This window comes from Paenibacillus sp. JJ-223, from assembly GCF_927798175.1.
Classification (GTDB): Bacteria; Bacillota; Bacilli; order Paenibacillales; family Paenibacillaceae; genus Paenibacillus; species Paenibacillus hubeiensis.
The window spans coordinates 273,836-295,510 of record NZ_CAKMMP010000004.1 but is presented as its reverse complement, the minus strand read 5'-3'; the positions used below and the strand labels follow the sequence as shown (position 1 = coordinate 295,510).

The following is a 21,675-nucleotide window of genomic DNA, read 5'->3' as shown; positions in this document are numbered from 1 at the left end:
TGGCTTGAACTGTCTCTATAGTATAGTGAACGATCATGCATAACACCAGTTTGAATTCATTGATTTCGAATATTGTGATAAGGGAGAGGTGTCGCGCAATATGAAAATGCCATTACAGCCCGTTTGGGATTTGGAGTCCGTTTTTAGCGGGGGATCCTCCTCCGCAGCATTTGCTGCTTATTTGAAGGATCTGGAACAGGACGTGCGGAAACTGCAGCAGCTTTTGCAGGAAACGCCTGTACCTACCTCTGCCAAGGCTACACATGTATTCGATCCAGTACTGGAGCTGCTGCAAAGCTGTTACGTTCGCATTTCCGAAGGCTCCGCATTCGTGAGCTGTCTGTCCGCGCAAAACCAGGCTGACAAAAAGGCCGCCCAGCTCCAGGGAACCGTCAGCTCTATTGCAGCCATGCTGAATAGCAGCAAAGCGCGTTTTGACAACCTGCTTAGCCAGACCCCAGATGAGGTATGGGAAGCATGGATCGCCAGAGATGAATGGCAGCCGCTAAGCTTTGTTTTGAACGAAAGCCGTCGTCTGGCCCGGGAGAAATTGTCGCCTGAGATGGAGGGGCTTGCTCTGGATCTGGGTGTCGATGGTTACCATGGATGGGGCAAGTTCTACAACACCATTGTAAGCAAAGTGAACATTCCATTTGAACAAAATGGTGAAACGGTGATGCTGTCTGCAGGCCAAGCTTCCAATAAGCTGAGCGATAGCGACCGGAACGTTCGCGAATCCGTATTCGCCAAATGGGAACAGGCCTGGACCGATGTGGAAGATTTCTGCGCGGATACGCTGAATCATCTGGCTGGTTTCCGGCTGAAGCTGTATGAGAATCGCGGCTGGGAGGATATTTTGAAGGAACCGCTCGCGATCAACCGCATGAGCCGCCAGACCTTGGATACGATGTGGGGCGTTATTAACGATGCCAAACCGGCGCTCGTGCGTTATCTCGAACGAAAAGCCAAGTTGCTGGGCGTAGACAAACTCAGCTGGAGTGACGTGGATGCTCCTGTGGGCACAGCGGGCGGAAAAGTGACTTATGACCAAGCCGCGTTGAATATTGTCGAACAGTTTGCCAAGTTCAGTCCCAAATTGTCCGCATTTGCGGAGATGGCTTTTGAGAAACGGTGGATTGAAGCCGAGGATCGCCCCGGCAAACGTCCTGGAGGGTTCTGTACTTCGCTTCCTTTGAGCAAAGCCACCCGAATCTTCATGACGTTCTCCGGCACGCCTTCCAATGTATCCACGCTTGCACATGAATTGGGCCACGGGTACCACCAGCACATCATGGAGGAGCTGCCTGCCTTGAACCAGCGCTATGCGATGAACGTAGCCGAGACGGCTTCCACCTTTGCGGAGCTGATCGTGGCCGATGCGCTTGTTCAGGCCGCGACGGACGAGCAGGAGAAGCTGGCTTTGCTGGAAGACAAAATTCAGCGCAGTGTCGCGTTCTTTATGAACATTCATGCACGTTTTCTGTTTGAGACCCGTTTCTATGAAAAACGAAAACAAGGGCTGGTCAGCGCCGATGAATTGTGCAAACTCATGGCTGAGGCGCAGGATGAAGCGTTCTGCGGCGTGCTCGCGTCGAACCATCCGCATTTTTGGGCATCCAAACTGCATTTTTATTTGACAGGTGTTCCGTTCTATAACTTCCCCTATACGTTTGGTTATATGTTCAGCGCGGGCATTTACGCCAGAGCGCAACAAGAGGGTACCGCATTTGCAGACAAGTATGATGACTTGCTGCGGGATACCGGACGAATGACCGTTGAGGAACTGGCGCAGAAGCATCTCGGCACCGATTTGACGAAGCCTGATTTCTGGCAGAATGCTGCCCGGCTCGTTACGGATGATATCGAACAGTTCCTTGCCATGACGGAGTAGGCAGCGCCTGCAAGCATCCAGTAATCTTAACCTGCAATGCTGTGTTTCACACAGGGTTGCAGGTTTTTTTGTCGAATACCGATGTCGTAATAGAAAGAAAAAACTCGTATAAAAGTCGGAGAATGGCAATTATTTGCGCAACATATAGTAAGCAATACCCAAATTTGTTTATTATTGTTGAATAGGCCAATATGATGTCATATAATGAGCCGTAAGTCCTGAACTTTCAGGTCTTATTGCATAAAGGAGGAATAGATGTGGTAAAAATTGACCAGATTTCGTTAGCAAGACAATTGGATTTGGTGTTCAAAGAAGTGGATCAGGAGTTAGGCGGGGTGGGGTCAGGAATTTTGTTTGTGCAAATACGAAATAATGTCATTGGGAAGTTTGGTATTCGACATAATCCGATAGCTGGACGCAATGGGCAAATGGAATCCGATCACGAAGGTTTGAACGAGACCCAGCGTGCTTCATTCCGGGCCATGGCCCTAGAGACGCTGAAGTTCAAGCGGAATTGGACGCACGGAGAAATTTCTTTTGATTTTACGGTGAGGCAAGGCATGATCATGGTAGACGCTACGATGGAGTCCAACTACAATATGGCCAATCTTATGATCCGCTACCCTAGAACCAATACATACAAGGATTCCGGCTTGGGATCGACTTCATGACGATGAGCATAAAAAGCGGCACTTCCGAAGAAGGCCGCATGTTGCTGTAGGTAATCCAAGCAATTATTCCGAGTGTTAGGAACGACCCGCTAATTGCTGCTCAGCGATTTGAACCAGACGTTTAGTGATATATCCACCCAGGGAACCTGTCTCGCGGGACGTGTAGTTACCGTAGTAACCATCCTGAGGGATTGTCACACCCAGCTCCTGTGCAGCTTCCATTTTCAATTGCTGCAGTGCTGCTGTAGCTTGGGGAACAACGAGGTTGTTGGAAGAACGGTTTCCGCTACCTTGGTTTTGACCTCCGTACATGTGTATCACCTCCTTATGTCTTGGTGATGTTAGTATGGTTGCAGGTGCGAGAAATATACCCGATAGAGGGCGAGGTAACATTTGGAATGAAATGCTCCTAAACGAAGAAAAAGCCGATCCGTTAAGGATCGGCCAAGCAGTTTCATGTGAAACCCGGCAATGCAGCAGAAAGAAGCAGCTATTCTGCGGGCGGAACGACTTCAATGTGCGTGAGCAGCTCGACAGGGTATCCGGGTTCTAGACGAATTAGCCCCGTCTCTTCAGCGGGCAGAGATAAGTTCGGGGCGTCCGACAGCCAGGTATATGGCTCGATGCACAAAAACTGATCGGATTCACCCTTTGTGAATAGTACCCAATGCTTGAAATAGGCTTCATCTGTTGAATATTTAATTTGATAACCATCTTGGCGAATTAAATGGGCAATCGCCGGCTGGCCCGGTGTCGCCTTGAGAATGTTATCCCAGTTGCGTCCTTCCATGTTCATCCCTTCATTAAGGGCTGCCCACTCTCCTGGCGGTTCTATCGCGCCTGTAGGCAGTTGTTCCTCATTGAGGGCATATTCTCCGGAAACGGGGATTTGCAGCGTCCATTCCGCAGGTTTGCCGTCCAGCAAGAACCATGTATGATAACCCATCCCGAACGGGGCGGGAGACGAACCTAGATTGGTCACTTTCAGCTTCTGGCTCAGGACAGCGTTTTGCAGCCTGAATGTCATTTCAAGCTTAAGCGGAATGGGGTATTGCGCCATCCAGTCCTCATCGCTGGAAGTCAGAAATTCGGTGGTGATCGCGCAGCCGTCTTCGTCTTCTTCTATGTCACTGACACACCAGGCTTGAGTGCGGTGGAGTCCATGGATATGATTGTCATGGGCCGTATTTTGAACAAATTGGTAGGGGACGCCTTCGTATTCGAAGGAGCCACGATGGATACGCCCTGGCGGAACCAGCAAAGGTACGCCGAAGTGATAAGGCTTCTGCAGATAAAAGGCAAGCTCGTCTTCCTCTGGACTGCGAACAACATCGCGATTCTGTACCATGTCCCGAATCGAAATGATATTATTCCCCAGACGAGGCAGCAGGGTAATCTCCAGTTCACGGCTATGTAGAATATACGTGTCGTAACCATTCCATTGGCCTTTGGTCACTTGTTTCATATTTGGATGCTCCTTTTCCCACTTGAAATCTGTCTGCGCGGCTCAAAGATAGCATGCCGCCTGCAGGCGTGTCAATTGTGCACAACAGTCTCCCGGAACCGTCGGATCATGATGTGCCTTACCTTCAATGAACAATTCCATCATAACAGATTTTAGGGCCGGGGGTAAAAAAAGCTCTTCCGGTTTTGACAATCCGCCGCTTGCGCATTAATATGAATTAGACAGAAGTTGTTTGAATGAATTTGAAACACGATAAAGCGATGACAGGGACAAGTAAGCTATGAGAGCTCTCTTCAGAAAGTCGGTGGAGGATGCGAACCGATGAGGGACTTATTGCCGAATGGACTCTGGAGCGCGGGTTTGAACCAGGCCGGCAGCCGAGAAGGCAGGACAGGTCTGCAGTAGGATCTGACGTCTATTCCACGTTACGGAAATGGAAGGCATTTCTTTGAAGGAAGAAATGTGAATTAGGGTGGCACCACGGTCTCACGTCCCTTGCGGATGTGGGATCTTTTTGCGTACAAAAATATAACGATTGTAATTCGACACGATCTAAGGGAGGAAATTTGTCGTATGAAAACCGTTTTGTCAGGAATTCAGCCCAGCGGCAAGCTTACGCTGGGCAATTACATTGGCGCGATCAAAAATTTCGTCAAGCTGCAACATGATTATCAGTGCCATTTTATGGTGGTGGATTTACACGCCATCACGGTTCCGCAGGAGCCGGCAGCGCTTCGCGAGCAATCCGAGGCGGTTGCTGCTCTGTTTATTGCAGCAGGAATCGATCCGACCAAGTCCAACGTCTTCCTGCAATCCCACGTTCCGCAGCATGCCGAGCTTGGATGGCTGCTGACCACACTCACCGCGATGGGCGAGCTGGAACGCATGACGCAATTTAAGGACAAGTCGTCAGGCAAAGAATCGGTCGGAGCCGGTTTGTTCGTGTATCCGTCGTTGATGGCTGCGGACATCCTGCTCTACAATGCCGATCTCGTTCCGGTCGGGGACGACCAGAAGCAGCACCTGGAGCTTACGCGCGATCTCGCCGGACGGTTCAATCATCGTTACGGGGACTACTTCACGATTCCGGAGCCGTATATTCCGAAGGTTGGCGCACGCATCATGTCTTTGGATGACGCATCCAGCAAGATGAGCAAAAGTAACCCGAATCCGGGCAGTTACATCTCGTTGCTGGACACACCGGCCGAAATCCGCAAAAAGATCAGCCGTGCCACGACGGATTCGGGACGCGAGGTCGTGTATGATCCTGCGAACAAACCTGAAGTCAGCAATTTGATGACCATTTATGCGGAATGCGCGGGAATTACGCTGAACGAAGTGGCTGAGCGCTTCGAGGGGCAAATGTACGGTCCTTTCAAAAAGGAATTGGCAGAAGCCGTCGTTTCGGTCATTGAGCCGCTGCAACAGCGGTATCGCGAAATTCGCGAATCGGGCGAACTGACCGAAATCTTGGCGGTTTCGGCAAGCCGTGCCGAAGAAGTGGCCGACAAAACCATTCGCGAAGTTAAGGAACGCATGGGGTTTGTGCCTAAACGCAAGTAGGCTTGAGCCATCTTGCGGAAGGATTCTGCGAACATGACAAAAAGGAGCGGGATTCGCCGGCAATGGTTGCTTGGGCGATTCGCTCCTTTTGTCATAAAAAATGCCGAATGGCGGCTTCTCTTGCAGCCTGAAAAATTCAGCAGGCTTGGGAATACTCAGGATGCGGAATTCGGCGATCCCAAGGATTGGCGCTCTTTTTTGGCGCGAATGACAAAGCCCCAGCCGATATTGCCGATAGATGCCACAAACAGAAGTGCAGCAAGCCAACCGGAATAAGACATCGTAATTGCTGTAACCGTTAACAAAACAATGGACGAAAACGCAAACCATAAAGACAAGCCTTTGCTCATTGGGAAAAACCTCCATCATGATTTTGTTGAAAATTCCGTATAACCTGATACGGGAGAGCCATAATAATCTTGCAAGCTTGCAATACATCACAGACACAGATTGAAAGGAGATTTTAAATATGGCTCAAGGATCTCGTTCTAACAACTTGGTGGTACCTCAAGCAACAGCAGCTCTGCAACAATTGAAAATGGAGGCTGCGCAAGAACTGGGCGTAACAATCCCACAGGATGGTTACTACGGTAACTACACGTCCCGCGAAACAGGTTCTCTGGGTGGATATATCACTAAACGTCTGGTCCAACTGGCTGAGCAGTCTCTGGCTGGGTCTGGCAAATAATCCATCATAATTTTCGCAGTACCAATATCTCCAAAAAAAGCCCGGAGCGGGAAACGCTCCGGGCTTTGCTTTTGCACCGGCTCCTATGTTTGATTTTGCCCTTCCCCGCAACTTTCGTCAAGACCGGGCAGATAAAAGTTTTTTGTTCATCTTCTCTTCGCTTAACCAGCCGACGTACGTATCAATCGTTTCGAAATTTCGATCCATAACGACGACGGCAACGAAAGGATACTGCTTGCGATGCCGATATCTTACGTCCGCCCACCGGACTCTATACCCTGCGGACAGCTCTTCGACTTCAGCGACGGCATAGGACGTGAAATACAGAAACGCAGCCACCTCGGGTGATTTCCGTGACGCTTCCACGGCGGCATGGGTCGATGACGTTGCATGGAGATTCCATATCAGTTGAGCGTGCTCCATCTTGCCGATATCATAGGAGCCGTCAGCATACCGTTTCACGATATGCCATTGATTCCACGAAATCGTAGGGATGACCATGTAATGGGCCTTCGTTTTGCCCTTGGCCTGATCCAATTGTTTCACCTTCGCGACGGCTTTGGCATGAGCGGCCACGCGCCAGACGTAATACAATGCGATCACGACGTACAGCGTGATGAACATCGGAGCAGGTGCGACAAGGTCGAAAGCCCATAAGAGAATGGCCACGACATGGGAAGCGAACATGAACGGATCGAAGATGTGAATGACGTTCAAGGCAATCCAGCGTTCCGTGAACGGCCTGCCCGCCTGGGTTCCATACGTATTGAACAGATCGGTAAACACGTGTACGCAGACAGCGATGGCGGTCCAGCCCGCGACATGGCTAATGGGAACATTCGGAAAAAAGAGCGCGATCGCGCCTGTAATAAGCGCTACCCATAACAGCAGGAACGGAGGGGAATGGGAAAGTCCCCGATGGTTCCGGATGTACAGGGAATTGCTTTTGAGGCGCAGCGCAGTGTCGATGTCAGGTGCCTGCGAGCCGACAATCGTGCCGATCATGACAGCTGCGGCAAGCGTGGGGTTCGAAGCTACGACCGGATCGACATAAGCCAGACCGGCCAAACCGACGCCCATGACAAAATGTGTGGAAGTGTCCATAAACGACTCCTTTGAAATCCTTCTTTTTTCTGTACGCAATGACGTGTATCTATCTTAAGGTGATGCCCATATCCAGTGTATAATATCCCCGCGACACGAAGCAAAACATCAGAAAATAGGGGGACTGTACAGGTTCCATGAAGAAATGCGCAAAAGGCATGGGCAATTGCTGGAAAAACAGTTACAATAATGAGAGCTTATTCATAAACAGGTGATTTGTATACATAGACAATGGAAACGACCCGAAAGTTGGGCAAATGAACAGAAGGGACGAATGTGATGCTGAAAAAGTATAAGTGGACCTGGATGCTGCTGGGACTGGCATTGATCATGGCTGTATATCTGACATGGAATACCGTATTCGCTGGCAAAGAGAAACTGCCCGAGATTCGTGAAGTTCAATCCTTCTCCATGGAAAATGTGGACGGGCGAACGATCTCGCTGGATGATACGGCAGGCAAGGTTCGGTTATTTTATTTCTACTTCACGAGCTGTCCGGATGTTTGCCCGATTACGACATTTACCCTTTCGCAGGTGCAGGACCTGCTAAAAGAAGATGATACGTTCGGCAACGATGCTTCATTCGTATCGATCTCGTTTGACCCGAAAGTGGATACGAGGGAAAAGATCAAAACGTTCGCCGACCGCTTCCATGCGGACTATGCGGGTTGGTATTTCCTGCGCGGCGATATGAATCAAACGAAGCAGCTTGCCAGGGATTCGTTTCAGATCCTGATCGAAGGCGAGAGCAAGGACGACTTTGCCCACATGAACATGATCGGTTTGGTTGACAAAAACAACAACCTGCGCAAAGTGTACAACGCCTTCAATACGGAGGACGTCCAACCGGAAGCGATTGCCGCGGACATCCGCGCTTTGATTAAAGAGTAATAAGGGATAGAAAACACTGCACAATAAAAGGCTGCAATCAGGGATAACCTGTTTGCAGCCTTTTTATTTTCGGGGCTATATAAACCGAAAAAAACATACACACATAAACGGAGAGGCAGAACCAATCTGGAGAAGCGAAGCGTTCTAAAAGCTTTCTGAAGGAAAGCTGCATCGGAAGCATAGGCTTATCACCGGATTTTCCCCTTAGAAAAAGGGAATGAAAAAAATCTGGGGATAACAGCGATCGGAAGATGGTACTGCACTCGCAGTGGCCTTGTGTGATTGATTGTGAGGTAAATATAGAACCATTAAAGCGAAGGCAGTTCGGGATATTGGATATATTCCTCCAAACCTGCCTTTTCGAGTTGGGCGATGATGTATTCGTCCGGAGTGCCTTCGACGCCCGCATAGCCGCGCCGGGTATAGATTTGGACGGCGTCGGGAAAAGCGTCCCGCAGCACACCCCGGATTTTTTTGCCGGAGCTGTCGTTATCCACAAACAGGTACACTTCGTCATATCCGACCTGTTTGCGAAGTGCCTCAAGTTTGACGGTATTTAATGTTCCGAACGTGCATAAGATGTTGATTTCGGGAGAAACGAGGCGTTTCAGTTTACTGCGGTCATTCTTTCCTTCCACAATGACATGAATTGGCATCCTATTCACCCCTTGAACGAGTGCTTGTATCGACATTACCCGGGAAATGTTACAGCGGAAATCGACCGGGAATACCTATAGTGTAGCTGTAAACGGGTGAATAATGCAAAGAAAACCTCGGAACCGGCTCGGGTGCTGTCAAAAGGAAAAAAGAAGCCGATTCGTTGGCAGAAAACCGGGGAAATCAGCTTAATATGCTATGCGGGTCTGAACGGGATGATGACGCTTCATGTCGCGATCTGAAATAGGGAAGCAGCAGTATGCCTAACATCAACAATAGAAATGCAATGAAATAAGGAGAGACCCCGATCCGAAGCTGTCCGGCCGCGATGGGTCCGATAAACGAACCGATCGAGGTGAAGATGGATTGTAACGAGAAGATGCGGCCCAGCTTGCTGCCCCCGCTTAAACGAATGAACAGCGTTGCCATGGCTGGAAAAGTAATTCCTTTGGCCAATCCGAGCACGAACAGAATGCCGGGCAGAGGCCACGCCGGAAATGCAGCCATAGCAAAGAAGCACAGGGACATCAGCAGCACGCCCAACGTCAAGCGGAGCTTCGGGGAATACCGGTTGAGAAACAGCATGCTCAGCGTAAGCAGCGCGCCCAGACTGATGATGGAAAACATAAGCCCTGTGGACATGATGGACGTTGTGCCGCCATTGCGCAGCGGCAATTCAAAAAACAGGATGCCTTGGGCACAAGCAATGAACAGCGGAAGGGCGAAATAACGCCATGAGACAGGCATGAATGCCGCTTTTTCGGAGCTGCTTCCCTTAGTGACGGAGGACGGGCTCGGCGGGACGGTTTCTTTAATTTTTTCTGTTTCGTTGGCTGCATCTACCAATCCCTTGGGCATGGACAAAAAAGCGATGACGCCTGTCAGAATGAGCAGGTAACCCAGGCTGGAGAAGGTGGCCGAGAATCCGATGCTTGCCACAATCAGTGCGCCTGCCGCGGGAGAGACGACCGAAGCCAATGTATGCACAACCCCGTGTCCGGACATATATTTGCCTTGAGTAACGGGATCGCGGGAGAGCTGGGCCAGAAGAGCAAGACAAGCCGGAGACAAGAAGGCAAGCACGAAGCCGCTGATGGCCCGCAGGGCCAAGAGCTGCCATGGTGTTTGGACGTATGCCTGTAACAGCAAAATGATCCCGGCGCCAAGCAGGCTGAATACGATGTAGCGGCGGCTGCCGTGTTTGTCGATCTGCGTACCGGCAATCAGGTTGCCAGGCAGATGCGTCAGGGAGTAAATGCCCATCATCCATCCAATGAAGGTAGGGGCGGCACCGAGCGAGATGGCGAACGGCGTCAGTATGGGATATTGAGCGTGCAGGTCAAAGACAGCGAGAAACAAAAACAGATAGAGCCAAATGGCCGTTTTCACAAAAGCCCCTCCTTGTTAAGCGATGCCGTTGAAATGTGGAAGATTGCAGACGGGCCATGCCGATCATGCAAAACCGTAGTACTACTTGTACGTGCATTGGGACGAACTTATACCGCTTATTTTTACGGGAATGGGGCTTAGCTGACAGCGGCTCCGGAAATCATGTATAATATTCGGGAAGATTCATTTCTCGACTCTAATTCGGAAGGTGTAATCATGAACATAGAAGTTTGGAAAGAGTTTGTTATGCAGAACTGGCTTGTGATCGTCATTGCGATGATCATTCTGGTTTTTGTTATGAATGTGCTCCGAACGGTTTTGAAATGGGCGATTGCCATTATCATCGTTGCGGCTCTGGTGATATACAGCGGCATCTCCCTCGATCAGATCAAGCAAACGGTATCTGACGTGCAGAGCAGCACAATGGATACGTTGAAGAAGGAAGCGACGAGCATCATGCTTAAGGAGGCTTCCAAGGCAACCTACAGCCGTGGCGAAGGCGGGGCGTTTACGATCAAGAGTCCTAATGTGGAGATTCAGGGAACCGCTGGCTCGGACAAAGTGGACGTCACGTTTCGCGGCATTTCGCTCGGCGAATGGAAGCTGGACAATGACACGATCCGGACGTTCATCAAACAGGCGGAAGGGAACGTGGGAGCCCCGGCTTCTTAGGCAAAAGGAGGAATGGACAACGTGTTTCAAAGTTGGCTGGACAGCCTGAAGGAATTCAACGGCATCACGATTCTGTTGTTGTTGATTGTTGCGGCGTCTTTGCTGCAAGGGTGGTCCAGGGGAGCTTCTCGTTCGGCAGGGAGGCTGTTTTCCTTTCTGCTGGACGGGATTATGACCGTGGTAGGCATTTTGTTATCCATAGGTTTGACGGTATGGCTTGCACCCTATGTGCAGCAATGGCTGTCCGATCATGCACAGGCGATGCCGGGCCGTGAATTAAGCCGCATGGAGCAGGTGTATTATACCCTTGTCACGGCAGTGGCGGATTTTCCGCTAATGAGGTTTGCCGTCCTGTTCGTATTGAGTTACGGGATCATTCGAATGTTGTTGGGATGGTTCTCGATGATGTTCTTTAACGTAAGGCATCATCACGCCGAGCCCGGGAACAGGCCGAAAGGGATCGTCAGCCGATTTACCGGCGCGCTGATCGGCACGGTCATCGGTTCGGCACGCGGCATGATCGTTATTGCTGTGCTGTTCATGATCGTGAGTTTGTATCCGGGAAGCCTGTTCAGCAGGTACGTTGAGGCGTCGCCGATCTACATGCAAGGCGCCAAGTCGGTCATTGAACCTTTGTCGGGCAACCTGATCAAGGATCAGCTTCCGGTGTTTACCCAAGCGGTACAGAAGGAGCTTAGCGGCATTCTGCAGCGCAAATATGAGGTCATTGATCATAACATCCCAACGGATATCGAAGCGGCCGCAGCCGAGATCGTGAAGGGCAAATCCACCGAAGAAGCGAAAGCAAGGGCGCTTTATGACTGGGTTGGATCACGCATTCAATATGACTATGGCAAGGTGGAGGATTACGAACAGCGAGGCATTTGGCATGAGCAGACGCCGCAGGACACATTCGACACGCGGAAAGGCGTGTGTATCGATTATGCGAGGTTATATGCGGTCATGGCACGGTCCCAAGGACTGGATGTCAAGGTGGTAACCGGCTTGGGATATAACGGACAGGGGGGTTATGGGCCTCATGCTTGGAATGAAATCTATTTGAGCGATTCGAAGAGCTGGATTCCGCTTGATTCGACATGGGCAGTCAGCGGGGACTGGTTCAATCCGCCGAATTTCTCAGATACCCATCTGAAGGATGAGACAGCATAAAAAGGATATGAAATCAAATGGGTGTAGGACGGATGTTGTAAGACATTGCCTGTACTCATAATCACCTCAAAGCCAGAGCGGAAAGCATCAAGTCATGAAAGAGGTAAAACGGATGAACAATCGTTCCAAAGAGAAGGAAGAGCTTACGGACAAACGGCGTTTCAGTTACCGGATGAACGTGTTTTTCTTTGCTTCCTTTATTATTTTTAGCGTAATCATCGTACGATTGGCCTATTTGCAGTTCGTGGAAGGCCCCGAATTAAGCCAGGAGGAAGCGAGCAACATTACGAAGGATGTTCCGCTAGCTCCGGTCAGGGGCACGATTTACGATGCGACGGGCGAAGTGAAATTGGCATACTCCAAGCCGATTCAATCACTTTACCTGACCTTGTACAAAAATTATGGAGACGTGAACGGCGAGCCGAGTCCATATATCGCTGAAATTCAGGACATGGCGACGCGGCTGCATGACGTATTCGAGCAGTATAAGAAAAAGGAATCGCCCTCATTGTCCGTCGACGAAATCATCGAAGAGATGGACCTGAATTCGCGCAAAGCAAACGGGTTCATGCCGCGTTTGATCAAGAGCGATCTTTCGGACGAGGAAGTAGCGTATTTCCTCCAGCACAAGGATGAGTTCAAAGGTATCCAGATCGTGGAGGAAAGCGTTCGTTACTACGATCCGGACACGGTCGCCGTACAGACGATCGGGTATCTCAAGAAGTTCAAAAGTTCCAAAACGCTGGACAAGTACAAAGAGATCGATGCGAAAAATAAAACGCAAACCGACCCTGGACTCGTGTATACCGAGAACGAGTTCGTTGGTTTTGACGGACTTGAGCTCCAGTATCAGGACATTCTGCGCGGCAAAAGCGGGTATAACTCGGTGGACGTAGACCTGCGCAACCTTCCGGAAGGCGTAGCTGGTTCGACCCCTCCCGAAAAAGGATATGACCTGATCACCACCATCAACAAAAACATTCAGGTCAAAACAGAGCAGGCGATCACGGATCAGTTGAGATGGCTGCATACCAATCTGGTGTCCGGCAAGTATCACCAAAATGCCAAAACCGGCTTTGCCGTTGCGATGGAAGTCGACACGGGCAAAGTGGTTGCCATGGCGAGCATGCCGGACTACGATACCAACATTTGGAGAACGGGAAGCATCACCAATCAACAGTATGATGATATCAAGTATATTTATCAGAACGGCACGATTCGAGGGTTTCCGCCGGATGACAGCGGCAAGCGTGCCGAATCCGTCGTGTTGCTCGGTTCAACCATCAAACCGCTCAGTGTGCTGATCGGGTTCAAAGAAGGATTTTTTACGGCCAATACCGTTTATCCCGATAAAGGATACACCACGTTTGGTGGAGACAATCGCAGGGTGCAGAATGCGGGCGGACACGTATACGGACCGCTCCGCCCACGCGACGCCATTCGTCATTCCTCAAATCCGTTCATGATTGATGAAATCGGGAAAAAACTGTATGACCGTTACGGAGCAAAAGGAATCGATGTTTGGGATGAATATATGAAACAGTTTGGTCTGGGCGTATCTACCGGCGTTGATCTTCCGAATGAATATCTAGGCCGCCGCGAATATACGAACAAGACAGAGAGCTCGTTGACGAGACTGGTGTATGGTTCCTTTGGACAACAGGGGAAATATACGACGATGCAGCTTGCGCAATACGTAACGATGCTGGCAAACCGCGGAAAACGGATGGAGCCGCATCTGGTCAGTGAAATTCGCGATTCCGAGGGGAACGTTGTAGAAAAGATCAAACCAAAGGTGTTGGACAAGGTTGATTTCAACTCCTCATACTGGGACGAAGTGCAGCGCGGGATGGCCACCGAAGTTTCTTCATTTAGTGGATTCCCGTACGACTTTGCCCGGAAAACAGGAACGTCTACCCAGTTGGTCGGCGGAAAAAATGTCGATAACGGGGTATTTATCGCCTACGCTCCGCGCAACAACCCGAAGCTGGCCGTAGCCGTAGTCATCCCGGAAGGGGGATTCGGTTCGACGAGTGCCGCGCCGATTGCGCGCGCGATTTTCGACGCGTATGACGAAGAGTATGGTTTGGATGGCGTTCCCAAAAAAGACAAAACGGAAAATGCTGACACGCAACAATGAGTCAACTGAATGAATAAGTACCAAGGCGATTTCCCTTCGGATGGATCTGGAGGGAGGTCGTCTTTTTTTAGCGAAGTAATTGGAGAAATTCAGGAAAAAGGTACTATTCGATAATGCACTTGAAGGATGGAAATGGTAAAATGATGAAAGTTCGACGGCGTTTGATCAGCCTTATCAACAAGACATGTCGAACCATGTTATATGAAAGAATCATCTAGTACGCATAAAGTGAGGAATCGGACCATGGCAATTATTGACGTGATTAAATATGATGGTACCCCAGACGTGTTTGCGTGGAAGCATCCCGAAACCGAAATGGGAACGTGGACGCAATTGATCGTAAACCAATCACAGGAAGCGATCCTGTTCAAGGATGGGAGGGCGCTGGATTTATTCGGACCTGGAAGACATACCCTGAGCACGGCCAACATTCCTATTCTCAACAACATCATCAACCTGCCGTTCGGGGGGAAGTCGCCATTTGCCGCAGAAGTTTGGTATATCAATAAAGTAAGCGCCCTTGACGTAAAATGGGGAACTCCGAACTCCATCCAGGTACAGGATCCGAAGTATAATATCATTATTCCGGTGCGTGCCTTCGGCCAGATGGGATTGCGAATAACGGATTCGCGCAAATTTCTCGTCAAACTTGTCGGAACGCTGCCTGTCTTTAATGAAACGAACTTGATTAATTATTTTCGCGGACTCATCATTATGAACATGAATTCAATGCTCACTTCATATCTCGTACATAAAAAAATTAGCGTGTTGGAAATTAATGCATTCATCAACGAAATGTCGGGGCATTTCACGGAAATCATCAAATCGGCATTTGAGGAATACGGCATTCAGCTTATTAATTTTTATATTCATAGCATTAACCATCCGGATGATGACCCATCCGTAAAGCGGCTCAGGGAGGCGCTGGCCCGAAAGGCAGAAATGGATATTATCGGATTCAATTACCAACAGGAACGCTCCTTCGATACGTTGGAGGGGGCGGCTAAAAACGAAGGAAGCATGCAATCGGGCCTAATGGGAGCCGGACTTGGCATGGGAATGGGGCTTGGTATGGGAGGCCCGTTTGCCAGCGCCATGTCTCAATTGTCGCAGGTGATGAGCACCAGTGAAAGCGTGGAATTGCAATCGTGCGGGAACTGTGGACACATGAATAGCAAAGGTTCCTCATACTGTGCGAAGTGCGGGAAAGCGATGGTCAGTCAAGGCGCTGTGAACGGATGCAATTCTTGTGGACACCCGCTTCAGAGCGGGACTAAATTCTGTCCTAACTGCGGAGATCCTTACAACGCCTGTCCAAAATGCGGAGCCGACAATCCGCTTGGAAGCTCGCAGTGCGTTAAGTGCAGCGAACCGATGCCTCGTCCTTGCCCGAACTGCAGTCATCTCAATACAGGCAATACCAAATTTTGCGGCAATTGCGGTTCCAGTTTGGTACTGAACTGCGGTCAGTGTCAGCATGAGGTCAAGCCGGGACAAAAGTTCTGTCTGAACTGCGGCTATAATTTACAGCAAGGGGGCGGGGGAGCATGACATCGAACCGATTCGCGATTAACATCTCCACCGTTCTGTATGTCGCAGCACTAGCTGCCGTTTCAGCCATCTTTTTTTCCTTGTTCAGCATTTTTAATATTTCGTTCTGGATCTCTTTGTTTGTGAGCTGCATCGCTTTGACTGCAATATGGGGTTATGCCGTATATATCATTCGCAATCTCGATCAAGTCAAACGTTTTGTGCCGGGTTACACAGCCATTGGTACCGTTTTGGTTGTCTATTTTGCAGCGGTCATCATGTACTCATTATTTACGAACGTGGCCCATGTAGCATTGCGCGGGTATCTTCTCGTGCATGTTTTGACCATGGTTTCAGCCATTATTTTGGTGGGGCTGATCATGATCTGGCTGCGGTCAGTCGAAGACCGCGAACTTGATACGCAATCCCAGGTCGTCCATTTGCAACAAATTGAGATGGCACTGCAGGAACTGGAGCGGAAACTTGGCTTATTGGAAGTGGAGGGAATGGAGGAAGTGCGCAGGCAGGTGGCAGCATTGATTGAAAATGTGAGATACAGTGATCCTGTTACACCTAAGGCGATCATGTATACGGATCATCAGCTGCTTGCCGACATTCAATTATTAAGTCAACAAATGCATGACGAGCATGACAAAGGCCAACCTCTTGAAGCAAATTGGATAAATCAGCGTATTGCAGATCTTCAGAATCGTTTAAGCGCACGCAATCAACAGGTGTTAATGGCCAAATCGTAATATTCAATGTGTTTCATAACACGTTTTGGAGGAACCGAGCATGAGACAGTTCTTTGGTATCATTTTAATTTTATTAGGGGCAATTTTTTCATTTGGATGTTTTGCTTTATTGGTCAGTGCATCTGAAGCGGCTCATGTGATTATTGCTTTTGTTGTTTTTTTACTGCCTGCCATCGCGTTTTGGTGGCTTGGAATCAAGCAGCTTAAAGGCAAACCAGTCCCAAACCCGGCATATAATGCTCAGAACAATCCGTTCAGAAATCCATCCAATGGCTATAACGGCGGTCCACAAGGAGGACGTTATCAGCCATCAGCAGGAAACATGCAAAATCAAGGACAACAGAGCGTCAGAATTACGAACGGTAATCAGGGGCAGCAAATCGACATCAATTGGAATACCCAGTTTTCTTCTTTCAACCCGAATAGTTCCGGGGGCGCAGGAGGAACGTTCGATACCTCGACATTTTCAACGGATAATAATCGCCGGCAGGAGCAAGCGAACCCACCGAAACCTACGGCGGCACAATGTCCAGGCTGTGGGGCCAACGTGAAGTTTGAGGGCAATGTTTCTGCCGTGTGCGATTACTGCGGCACGACCGTCCGATTTTCATAGAGGGGCAGCCCATGAAAAAATTTTTTGGAGTCATTTTGTTTATGTTGTGCTTTTTGCCCTCGCTCTCGCTTGCTTTTCAAACGGCAAAGGCAGGCGGATTCGATATCGTCGTCGCTATTTGTTTTCATCTTATTCCGAGTTTGACGGTGCTATACGTCGTTGTGAAGTTGTTTAAAGGACAACCGTTGTTTGGACAAGGGAAGCCAAAAGAGAGTGGGACTAAATGGGATGATTTGACCGACTGGCCGGGATCGGAGCCTGAACGGCAACAAGAAGGAGAATCAGAGCACGAGGGGACACCGCCCGACAAGGTGAGTGTTCATTGTCCAGGTTGTGGTGCCCAGAAGCAGGTTCTTGTCCATTCTTCATCCCAATGCGAGTTTTGTGGCAGCACGTTGCGGGCTTCTTGATTTTCAGAACAATAAGCCATGAGTATAAGGTGTACGTAGCTTCATTCCATTATTAATGATGCGAGACCTCTCCGTATGATCAGGAGGGGTCTTTACCATGCCAACCTCCAGATGACGAAAGTGTAACCAAAATTTGGGCGACATGGGAGTGTGGCTTTGGTAGACTGTTAATATCCAGAGTTGTGCTTTCACTGGGGGAGTTTTATGAAGTATAGACTATTTTGGACAGGGAATGGGTGAGGTACACAGCATGTTCAAGCTTTGGGGAAAGAAAAAGAAAACTCAAGAGGATGGGCAGATCAACACGCCTTCAAGCTTAAGGATGAATACGTTTTTTTTCGTGGCCTTTGTCATCTTCAGCGTTCTTATATTCAGACTGGCTTATATTCAATTTGTCGAAGGGCCGGAACTGACGTACATGGAAACCAGTCGGAATACGAAAGACATTCCGCTGGCGCCTGTGCGCGGTCCGATTTATGACGCTACGGGCAAGATCGCGCTTGCTTATTCCGAGCCCGTGCAGTCGCTATACGTGTTGCTTTACGAAGATTACAGCAATGGGGCTAGACAGGAAGAGGCACAGAAGCTCGCAGAAGATCTCGCCGGCATATTCAAGCAGTTTAATCCCGGGGACAAAGAACAGCCGGACGCGGAAGAAATCATCAAACGCCTTGATCTGGATTACCAGAAGACGCACGGATACACGCCGCGTTTGGTCAAATCCGATCTGAACACCAAAGAAATCGCATATTTCATGGAAAACAAGGCCCAGCATCCCGGCGTGATGGTGCTTGAGGAAAATGTGCGCCGATACGACCCGGACGGAGTGGCCGTTCAAGTTATCGGGTATACGCGGGAGTACAAGGGGCTGGGAACCTTGAAAAAGTATCAGGAGATCGCCAGCAGCGGAGTCGACCAGCGTGATCCGGGCCTTCGTTACGCTCAGGAAGAAATGGTCGGTGCGGACGGGCTGGAATATCAATATCAGGAAGAACTGCGCGGGCGCAGCGGATACCAGTCCATCGACATCAACTCGCGCAACTTGCCGGAGGGGAACATCGTGCAGACGCCTCCCGAAAAGGGATACAGCCTTATTTCCACCATCCACAAAGACATTCAAATGGCGGCGCAGCAGGCTATTACGGATGAACTGCGCAAGCTGCCTAATGCCGTAACCGGTTATGCGGTGGCCATGGAAATCGATACTGGCAACGTGGTGGCGATGGCCAGCATGCCGGATTACGATCCAAATGCCGAATGGGATTACGACAAAATCAAATACGTGTACCGGAACGGGACGATTGCTTCCTTCCCGCCCGACGATTCGCGCAAGCGAGCCGAATCTGTTGTGTTGTTGGGGTCGGTCATCAAGCCGCTCAGCGTGCTGATTGGTCTGAAGGAAGGGCTTTTTACAGCGGGAGAGACGTATCCCGATCTGGGGTATACCACCTTGGGCAAGGATGGAAGACGCATCCAGAACGCAGGCGCCGCTTACAACGGCCACATCAACGCCAGACAGGCCATTCAGAAATCTTCCAACGCCTTCATGATCGATATGGTGGGTAAACGCTTGTATGCGAAGTATGGAGGTGACAAAGGCGTCGACAAATGGGACGAATATATGAAGCAATTCGGGCTGGGCGTATCTACGGGAGTGGATCTGCCTGGTGAGTTTTTGGGCCGACTGGAATACAATGAGTCCTCTGAATCCGGCTTGACCAAATTGGCGTTTGCTTCCTTCGGCCAACAGGCGAAATATACGACGCTGCAATTAGCCCAATACGTGACTACCATTGCGACCAAGGGCAAACGGATGGAGCCGCATCTGGTGAAGGAAATTCGCGATGCCGACGGCAACGTGGTTCGCAAGATCAAACCGAAGGTGCTCAACGAAGTCGAGTTCCCCGATGCGTATTGGGACGAGATTCATCGCGGCATGGCGACCAAGCTCAGCACGTTTGACGGATTTCCTTACGATTTTGCGCGTAAGACAGGCACATCACAGCAGGGCAGCGGGCCAAACAAGAAAGAAAACGGCGTATTTATTGCTTTTGCACCAAGACAAAACCCGAAACTGGCCGTAGCTGTAGTCGTTCCTGAAGGCGGGTTCGGATCGGTTAGCGCATCTCCGATTGCCCGTAAAATTTTTGAAGCTTATGACGAGGTCTATGGCCTCGACGGTACGCCGAAGAACAAAAAAAAGGAGAATAACAGCGACCAATAGCATGAGTTAATGGATATGCCTGTAAGAGAGCTTGCTGAGTGCAAGCGGCTCTGTACGGGCATATTTTTTTTGTCTATATGTTCCGGAGGTGCATTTCATTTAATTTATATTGACAAAATCGGCGCTCGTCCCTATTCTTAATCCATGATTATGATAATCATTATCATATTTTGCATAATACTGAAAAGGGGTACTGCATCCATGTTCACACATCATCGTAAAACCGCGGCCCTGCTGCTGGCGACCACGCTCTTGCTTCTCTTTGTTGTCGTTGGCTGCAGCAATACAGAGAACGGCGCGGAATCTTCGAACACATCCTCAAACGGATCATCCCAGGCCAAATCGATCACGATGTCCTGGCCTCGCGATATCGGCACGATGAATCCTCACACGTATAACCCTTCGCAATTGTTTGCCCAATCCATGCTGTATGAGCCGCTGGTGAGTTACCAAGAGAACGGAAAGCTGGAGCCGGCTTTGGCCGAATCATGGACCATCTCGGATGACGGGAAAACATACACGTTCAAGCTTCGCCAAGGCGTAAAGTTCTCGGACGGAACGGATTTTAACGCCGGGATCGTCAAAAAGAATTTTGATGCGGTGATGAAACATAAAGACACCCACAGCTGGCTGGGCGTGGTTAATGTCATCGCCAAGACGGAAGCGGTGGATGACCACACGTTTCGCCTGACGCTCACCGAGCCGTATTATCCGGTACTTCAGGATTTGTCTGTCGTCCGTCCGTTTCGCTTCCTTGGCGAGGCAGGCTTTCCCGATAACGGAGACACGTCGGAGGGCATAAAGGAGCCTGTCGGAACAGGTCCATGGATGCTGGCTGAATATAAACAGGACGAGTATGCCGTGTTCAAACGCAACCCGAATTATTGGGGAACCGCGCCGGCCATCGATGAAGTTACCGTGAAAATCATCCCCGATGCAGAAACGCGCGTGGCTGCCTTTGAAAAGGGAGATTTGGACCTGATTTACGGTGAAGGCGTCATCAGTCTCGATGCGTTCAAACAGCTTCGCGAGAACGAAGCGTACACGACTCAATTATCCGATCCGGTGGGAACGCGGAGTTTGCTCCTGAATTCCTCCAATCCAAAGCTGGCCGACGTTCGGGTACGCATGGCGTTACAACAGGGTTTTAACAAACAGGCGATGGTAGAAGGCATTACGTCGGGGCTGGAAGAACCGGCCGACTCGGTGTTGTCCAAAAACTATCCGTATACCAACGTCGATCTGGAGCCGATTCAATACAATGTGCAGAAATCGATGGCATTGCTGGACGAAGCGGGCTGGACATTGCCGTCAGGCGGCACAGTGCGGGAAAAAGACGGTCAGCCGCTCGAATTCGAGATGATCTTTGACAAGACGGACCCGATCCAGAAGGCGATGGCCGAAACGATTCAGGCCGAATGGAGCCAGCTTGGCGTAAAGGTCAACCTCACAGGCCTGGAGCTGACGGTACAAATCAAGCGCCTGAAAGCGAACGATTTCGATCTGTATTTCTGGTACAACTACGGCGCTCCATATGACCCGCATTCGTTCGTTAACGTTGTCGCGAATCCCGGCTTCGGCATTTCGGAAACGTTAAGCGCAATCCCGATGAAAAAAAAATTGGACGGCATGATCCGGGAGGTATTGTCTTCGACCGACGAGACGAAGCGCCAGGAGCTGTACGGCTCCATTCTGCAAACATTGCAGGAGCAGTCCGCGATCGTACCAATTTCGTATATCAAGAAGACCGCCGTTTACCAGAAAAAAATTACCCGTTTCGTATTTCCGGCGAATCGTGACGAAAACCCGTTTGCCGGGATGGAAACCGTCACTCCATAATTC

The 21,675-nt window shown here is 49.9% G+C and carries 20 protein-coding genes and 1 other annotated feature; of the genes, 14 read left to right on the top strand and 6 right to left on the bottom strand.

All coding sequences use genetic code 11. The annotated features are described in order from the left end of the window. Window positions 1–100 precede the first annotated feature (100 nt). Entirely contained in the window at window positions 101–1,891 is a 1,791-nt protein-coding gene (locus tag L6H98_RS09825; RefSeq protein ID WP_236414721.1) for a M3 family oligoendopeptidase, read from the top strand. Between the two features lie 257 nt (window positions 1,892–2,148). Next, complete coding sequence (locus tag L6H98_RS09820; protein ID WP_236414720.1) at window positions 2,149–2,562, top strand: O-methyltransferase; 414 nt, start codon at window positions 2,149–2,151, stop codon at window positions 2,560–2,562. A 75-nt stretch (window positions 2,563–2,637) separates the two neighbouring features. Here the strand turns inward: L6H98_RS09820 and L6H98_RS09815 are convergent, their stop codons facing one another. Next, window positions 2,638–2,874: an alpha/beta-type small acid-soluble spore protein gene (locus L6H98_RS09815; protein ID WP_236414718.1), complete on the bottom strand. Its 237-nt coding sequence runs from the start codon at window positions 2,872–2,874 to the stop codon at window positions 2,638–2,640. Between the two features lie 178 nt (window positions 2,875–3,052). Continuing rightward, entirely contained in the window at window positions 3,053–4,027 is a 975-nt protein-coding gene (locus L6H98_RS09810; RefSeq protein WP_236414716.1) for an aldose 1-epimerase, read from the bottom strand. A 251-nt stretch (window positions 4,028–4,278) separates the two neighbouring features. Further along, window positions 4,279–4,526 (top strand) — a binding site (T-box leader). A gap of 74 nt (window positions 4,527–4,600) precedes the next feature. Here L6H98_RS09810 and trpS point away from each other — a divergent pair. Beyond that, window positions 4,601–5,590, top strand: coding sequence for a tryptophan--tRNA ligase (trpS, locus tag L6H98_RS09805; RefSeq protein WP_236414714.1), 990 nt, complete (start codon window positions 4,601–4,603; stop codon window positions 5,588–5,590). A gap of 155 nt (window positions 5,591–5,745) precedes the next feature. On the opposite strand, the gene L6H98_RS09800 is transcribed toward trpS, so the two are convergent. Continuing rightward, window positions 5,746–5,940, bottom strand: coding sequence for a hypothetical protein (locus L6H98_RS09800; protein ID WP_236414712.1), 195 nt, complete (start codon window positions 5,938–5,940; stop codon window positions 5,746–5,748). Between the two features lie 119 nt (window positions 5,941–6,059). On the opposite strand from L6H98_RS09800, the gene L6H98_RS09795 reads away from it, so the two are divergent. Next, a complete protein-coding gene (locus L6H98_RS09795) occupies window positions 6,060–6,278 on the top strand; it encodes an alpha/beta-type small acid-soluble spore protein (protein WP_175399207.1) in 219 nt (72 codons plus the stop codon). Window positions 6,279–6,395: 117 nt separating this feature from the next. On the opposite strand, the gene L6H98_RS09790 is transcribed toward L6H98_RS09795, so the two are convergent. Beyond that, the gene (locus tag L6H98_RS09790; protein WP_236414710.1) at window positions 6,396–7,382 is read right to left on the bottom strand and encodes a metal-dependent hydrolase; all 987 of its coding nucleotides are present in this window, start codon (window positions 7,380–7,382) and stop codon (window positions 6,396–6,398) included. Between the two features lie 279 nt (window positions 7,383–7,661). Between L6H98_RS09790 and L6H98_RS09785 the strand changes: the two genes are divergently transcribed. Further along, complete coding sequence (locus L6H98_RS09785) at window positions 7,662–8,273, top strand: SCO family protein (protein WP_236414707.1); 612 nt, start codon at window positions 7,662–7,664, stop codon at window positions 8,271–8,273. 308 nt (window positions 8,274–8,581) lie between these two features. Here L6H98_RS09785 and L6H98_RS09780 read toward each other — a convergent pair whose 3' ends face one another. After that, entirely contained in the window at window positions 8,582–8,929 is a 348-nt protein-coding gene (locus L6H98_RS09780) for a toprim domain-containing protein (protein ID WP_236414705.1), read from the bottom strand. Window positions 8,930–9,113: 184 nt separating this feature from the next. After that, window positions 9,114–10,319 carry an MFS transporter gene (locus tag L6H98_RS09775; RefSeq protein ID WP_236414703.1) on the bottom strand — a complete coding sequence of 402 codons (1,206 nt, stop codon included), beginning with the start codon at window positions 10,317–10,319 and terminating at the stop codon, window positions 9,114–9,116. A 216-nt stretch (window positions 10,320–10,535) separates the two neighbouring features. On the opposite strand from L6H98_RS09775, the gene L6H98_RS09770 reads away from it, so the two are divergent. The 9 genes from L6H98_RS09770 (at window position 10,536) to nikA (ending at window position 21,672) form a co-directional block, all read left to right on the top strand. After that, entirely contained in the window at window positions 10,536–10,991 is a 456-nt protein-coding gene (locus tag L6H98_RS09770; RefSeq protein WP_236414701.1) for an ATPase, read from the top strand. Between the two features lie 21 nt (window positions 10,992–11,012). Next, window positions 11,013–12,161, top strand: a complete 1,149-nt coding sequence (locus L6H98_RS09765) for a transglutaminase domain-containing protein (protein ID WP_236414699.1) — start codon at window positions 11,013–11,015, stop codon at window positions 12,159–12,161. A 112-nt stretch (window positions 12,162–12,273) separates the two neighbouring features. Then, window positions 12,274–14,301: a penicillin-binding transpeptidase domain-containing protein gene (locus tag L6H98_RS09760; RefSeq protein ID WP_236414697.1), complete on the top strand. Its 2,028-nt coding sequence runs from the start codon at window positions 12,274–12,276 to the stop codon at window positions 14,299–14,301. Between the two features lie 243 nt (window positions 14,302–14,544). Beyond that, window positions 14,545–15,852, top strand: coding sequence for an SPFH domain-containing protein (locus tag L6H98_RS09755; RefSeq protein WP_236414696.1), 1,308 nt, complete (start codon window positions 14,545–14,547; stop codon window positions 15,850–15,852). Next, window positions 15,849–16,586 carry a hypothetical protein gene (locus L6H98_RS09750; RefSeq protein ID WP_236414694.1) on the top strand — a complete coding sequence of 246 codons (738 nt, stop codon included), beginning with the start codon at window positions 15,849–15,851 and terminating at the stop codon, window positions 16,584–16,586. The genes L6H98_RS09755 and L6H98_RS09750 overlap by 4 nt, the downstream gene beginning before the upstream one ends. A gap of 40 nt (window positions 16,587–16,626) precedes the next feature. Beyond that, entirely contained in the window at window positions 16,627–17,199 is a 573-nt protein-coding gene (locus tag L6H98_RS09745; RefSeq protein WP_236414692.1) for a hypothetical protein, read from the top strand. Window positions 17,200–17,210: 11 nt separating this feature from the next. After that, entirely contained in the window at window positions 17,211–17,609 is a 399-nt protein-coding gene (locus L6H98_RS09740; RefSeq protein ID WP_236414690.1) for a hypothetical protein, read from the top strand. 322 nt (window positions 17,610–17,931) lie between these two features. Continuing rightward, a complete protein-coding gene (locus tag L6H98_RS09735; protein WP_236414878.1) occupies window positions 17,932–19,833 on the top strand; it encodes a penicillin-binding protein 2 in 1,902 nt (633 codons plus the stop codon). A gap of 201 nt (window positions 19,834–20,034) precedes the next feature. Then, window positions 20,035–21,672, top strand: coding sequence for a nickel ABC transporter substrate-binding protein (nikA, locus tag L6H98_RS09730; protein WP_236414688.1), 1,638 nt, complete (start codon window positions 20,035–20,037; stop codon window positions 21,670–21,672). Window positions 21,673–21,675 lie beyond the last annotated feature (3 nt).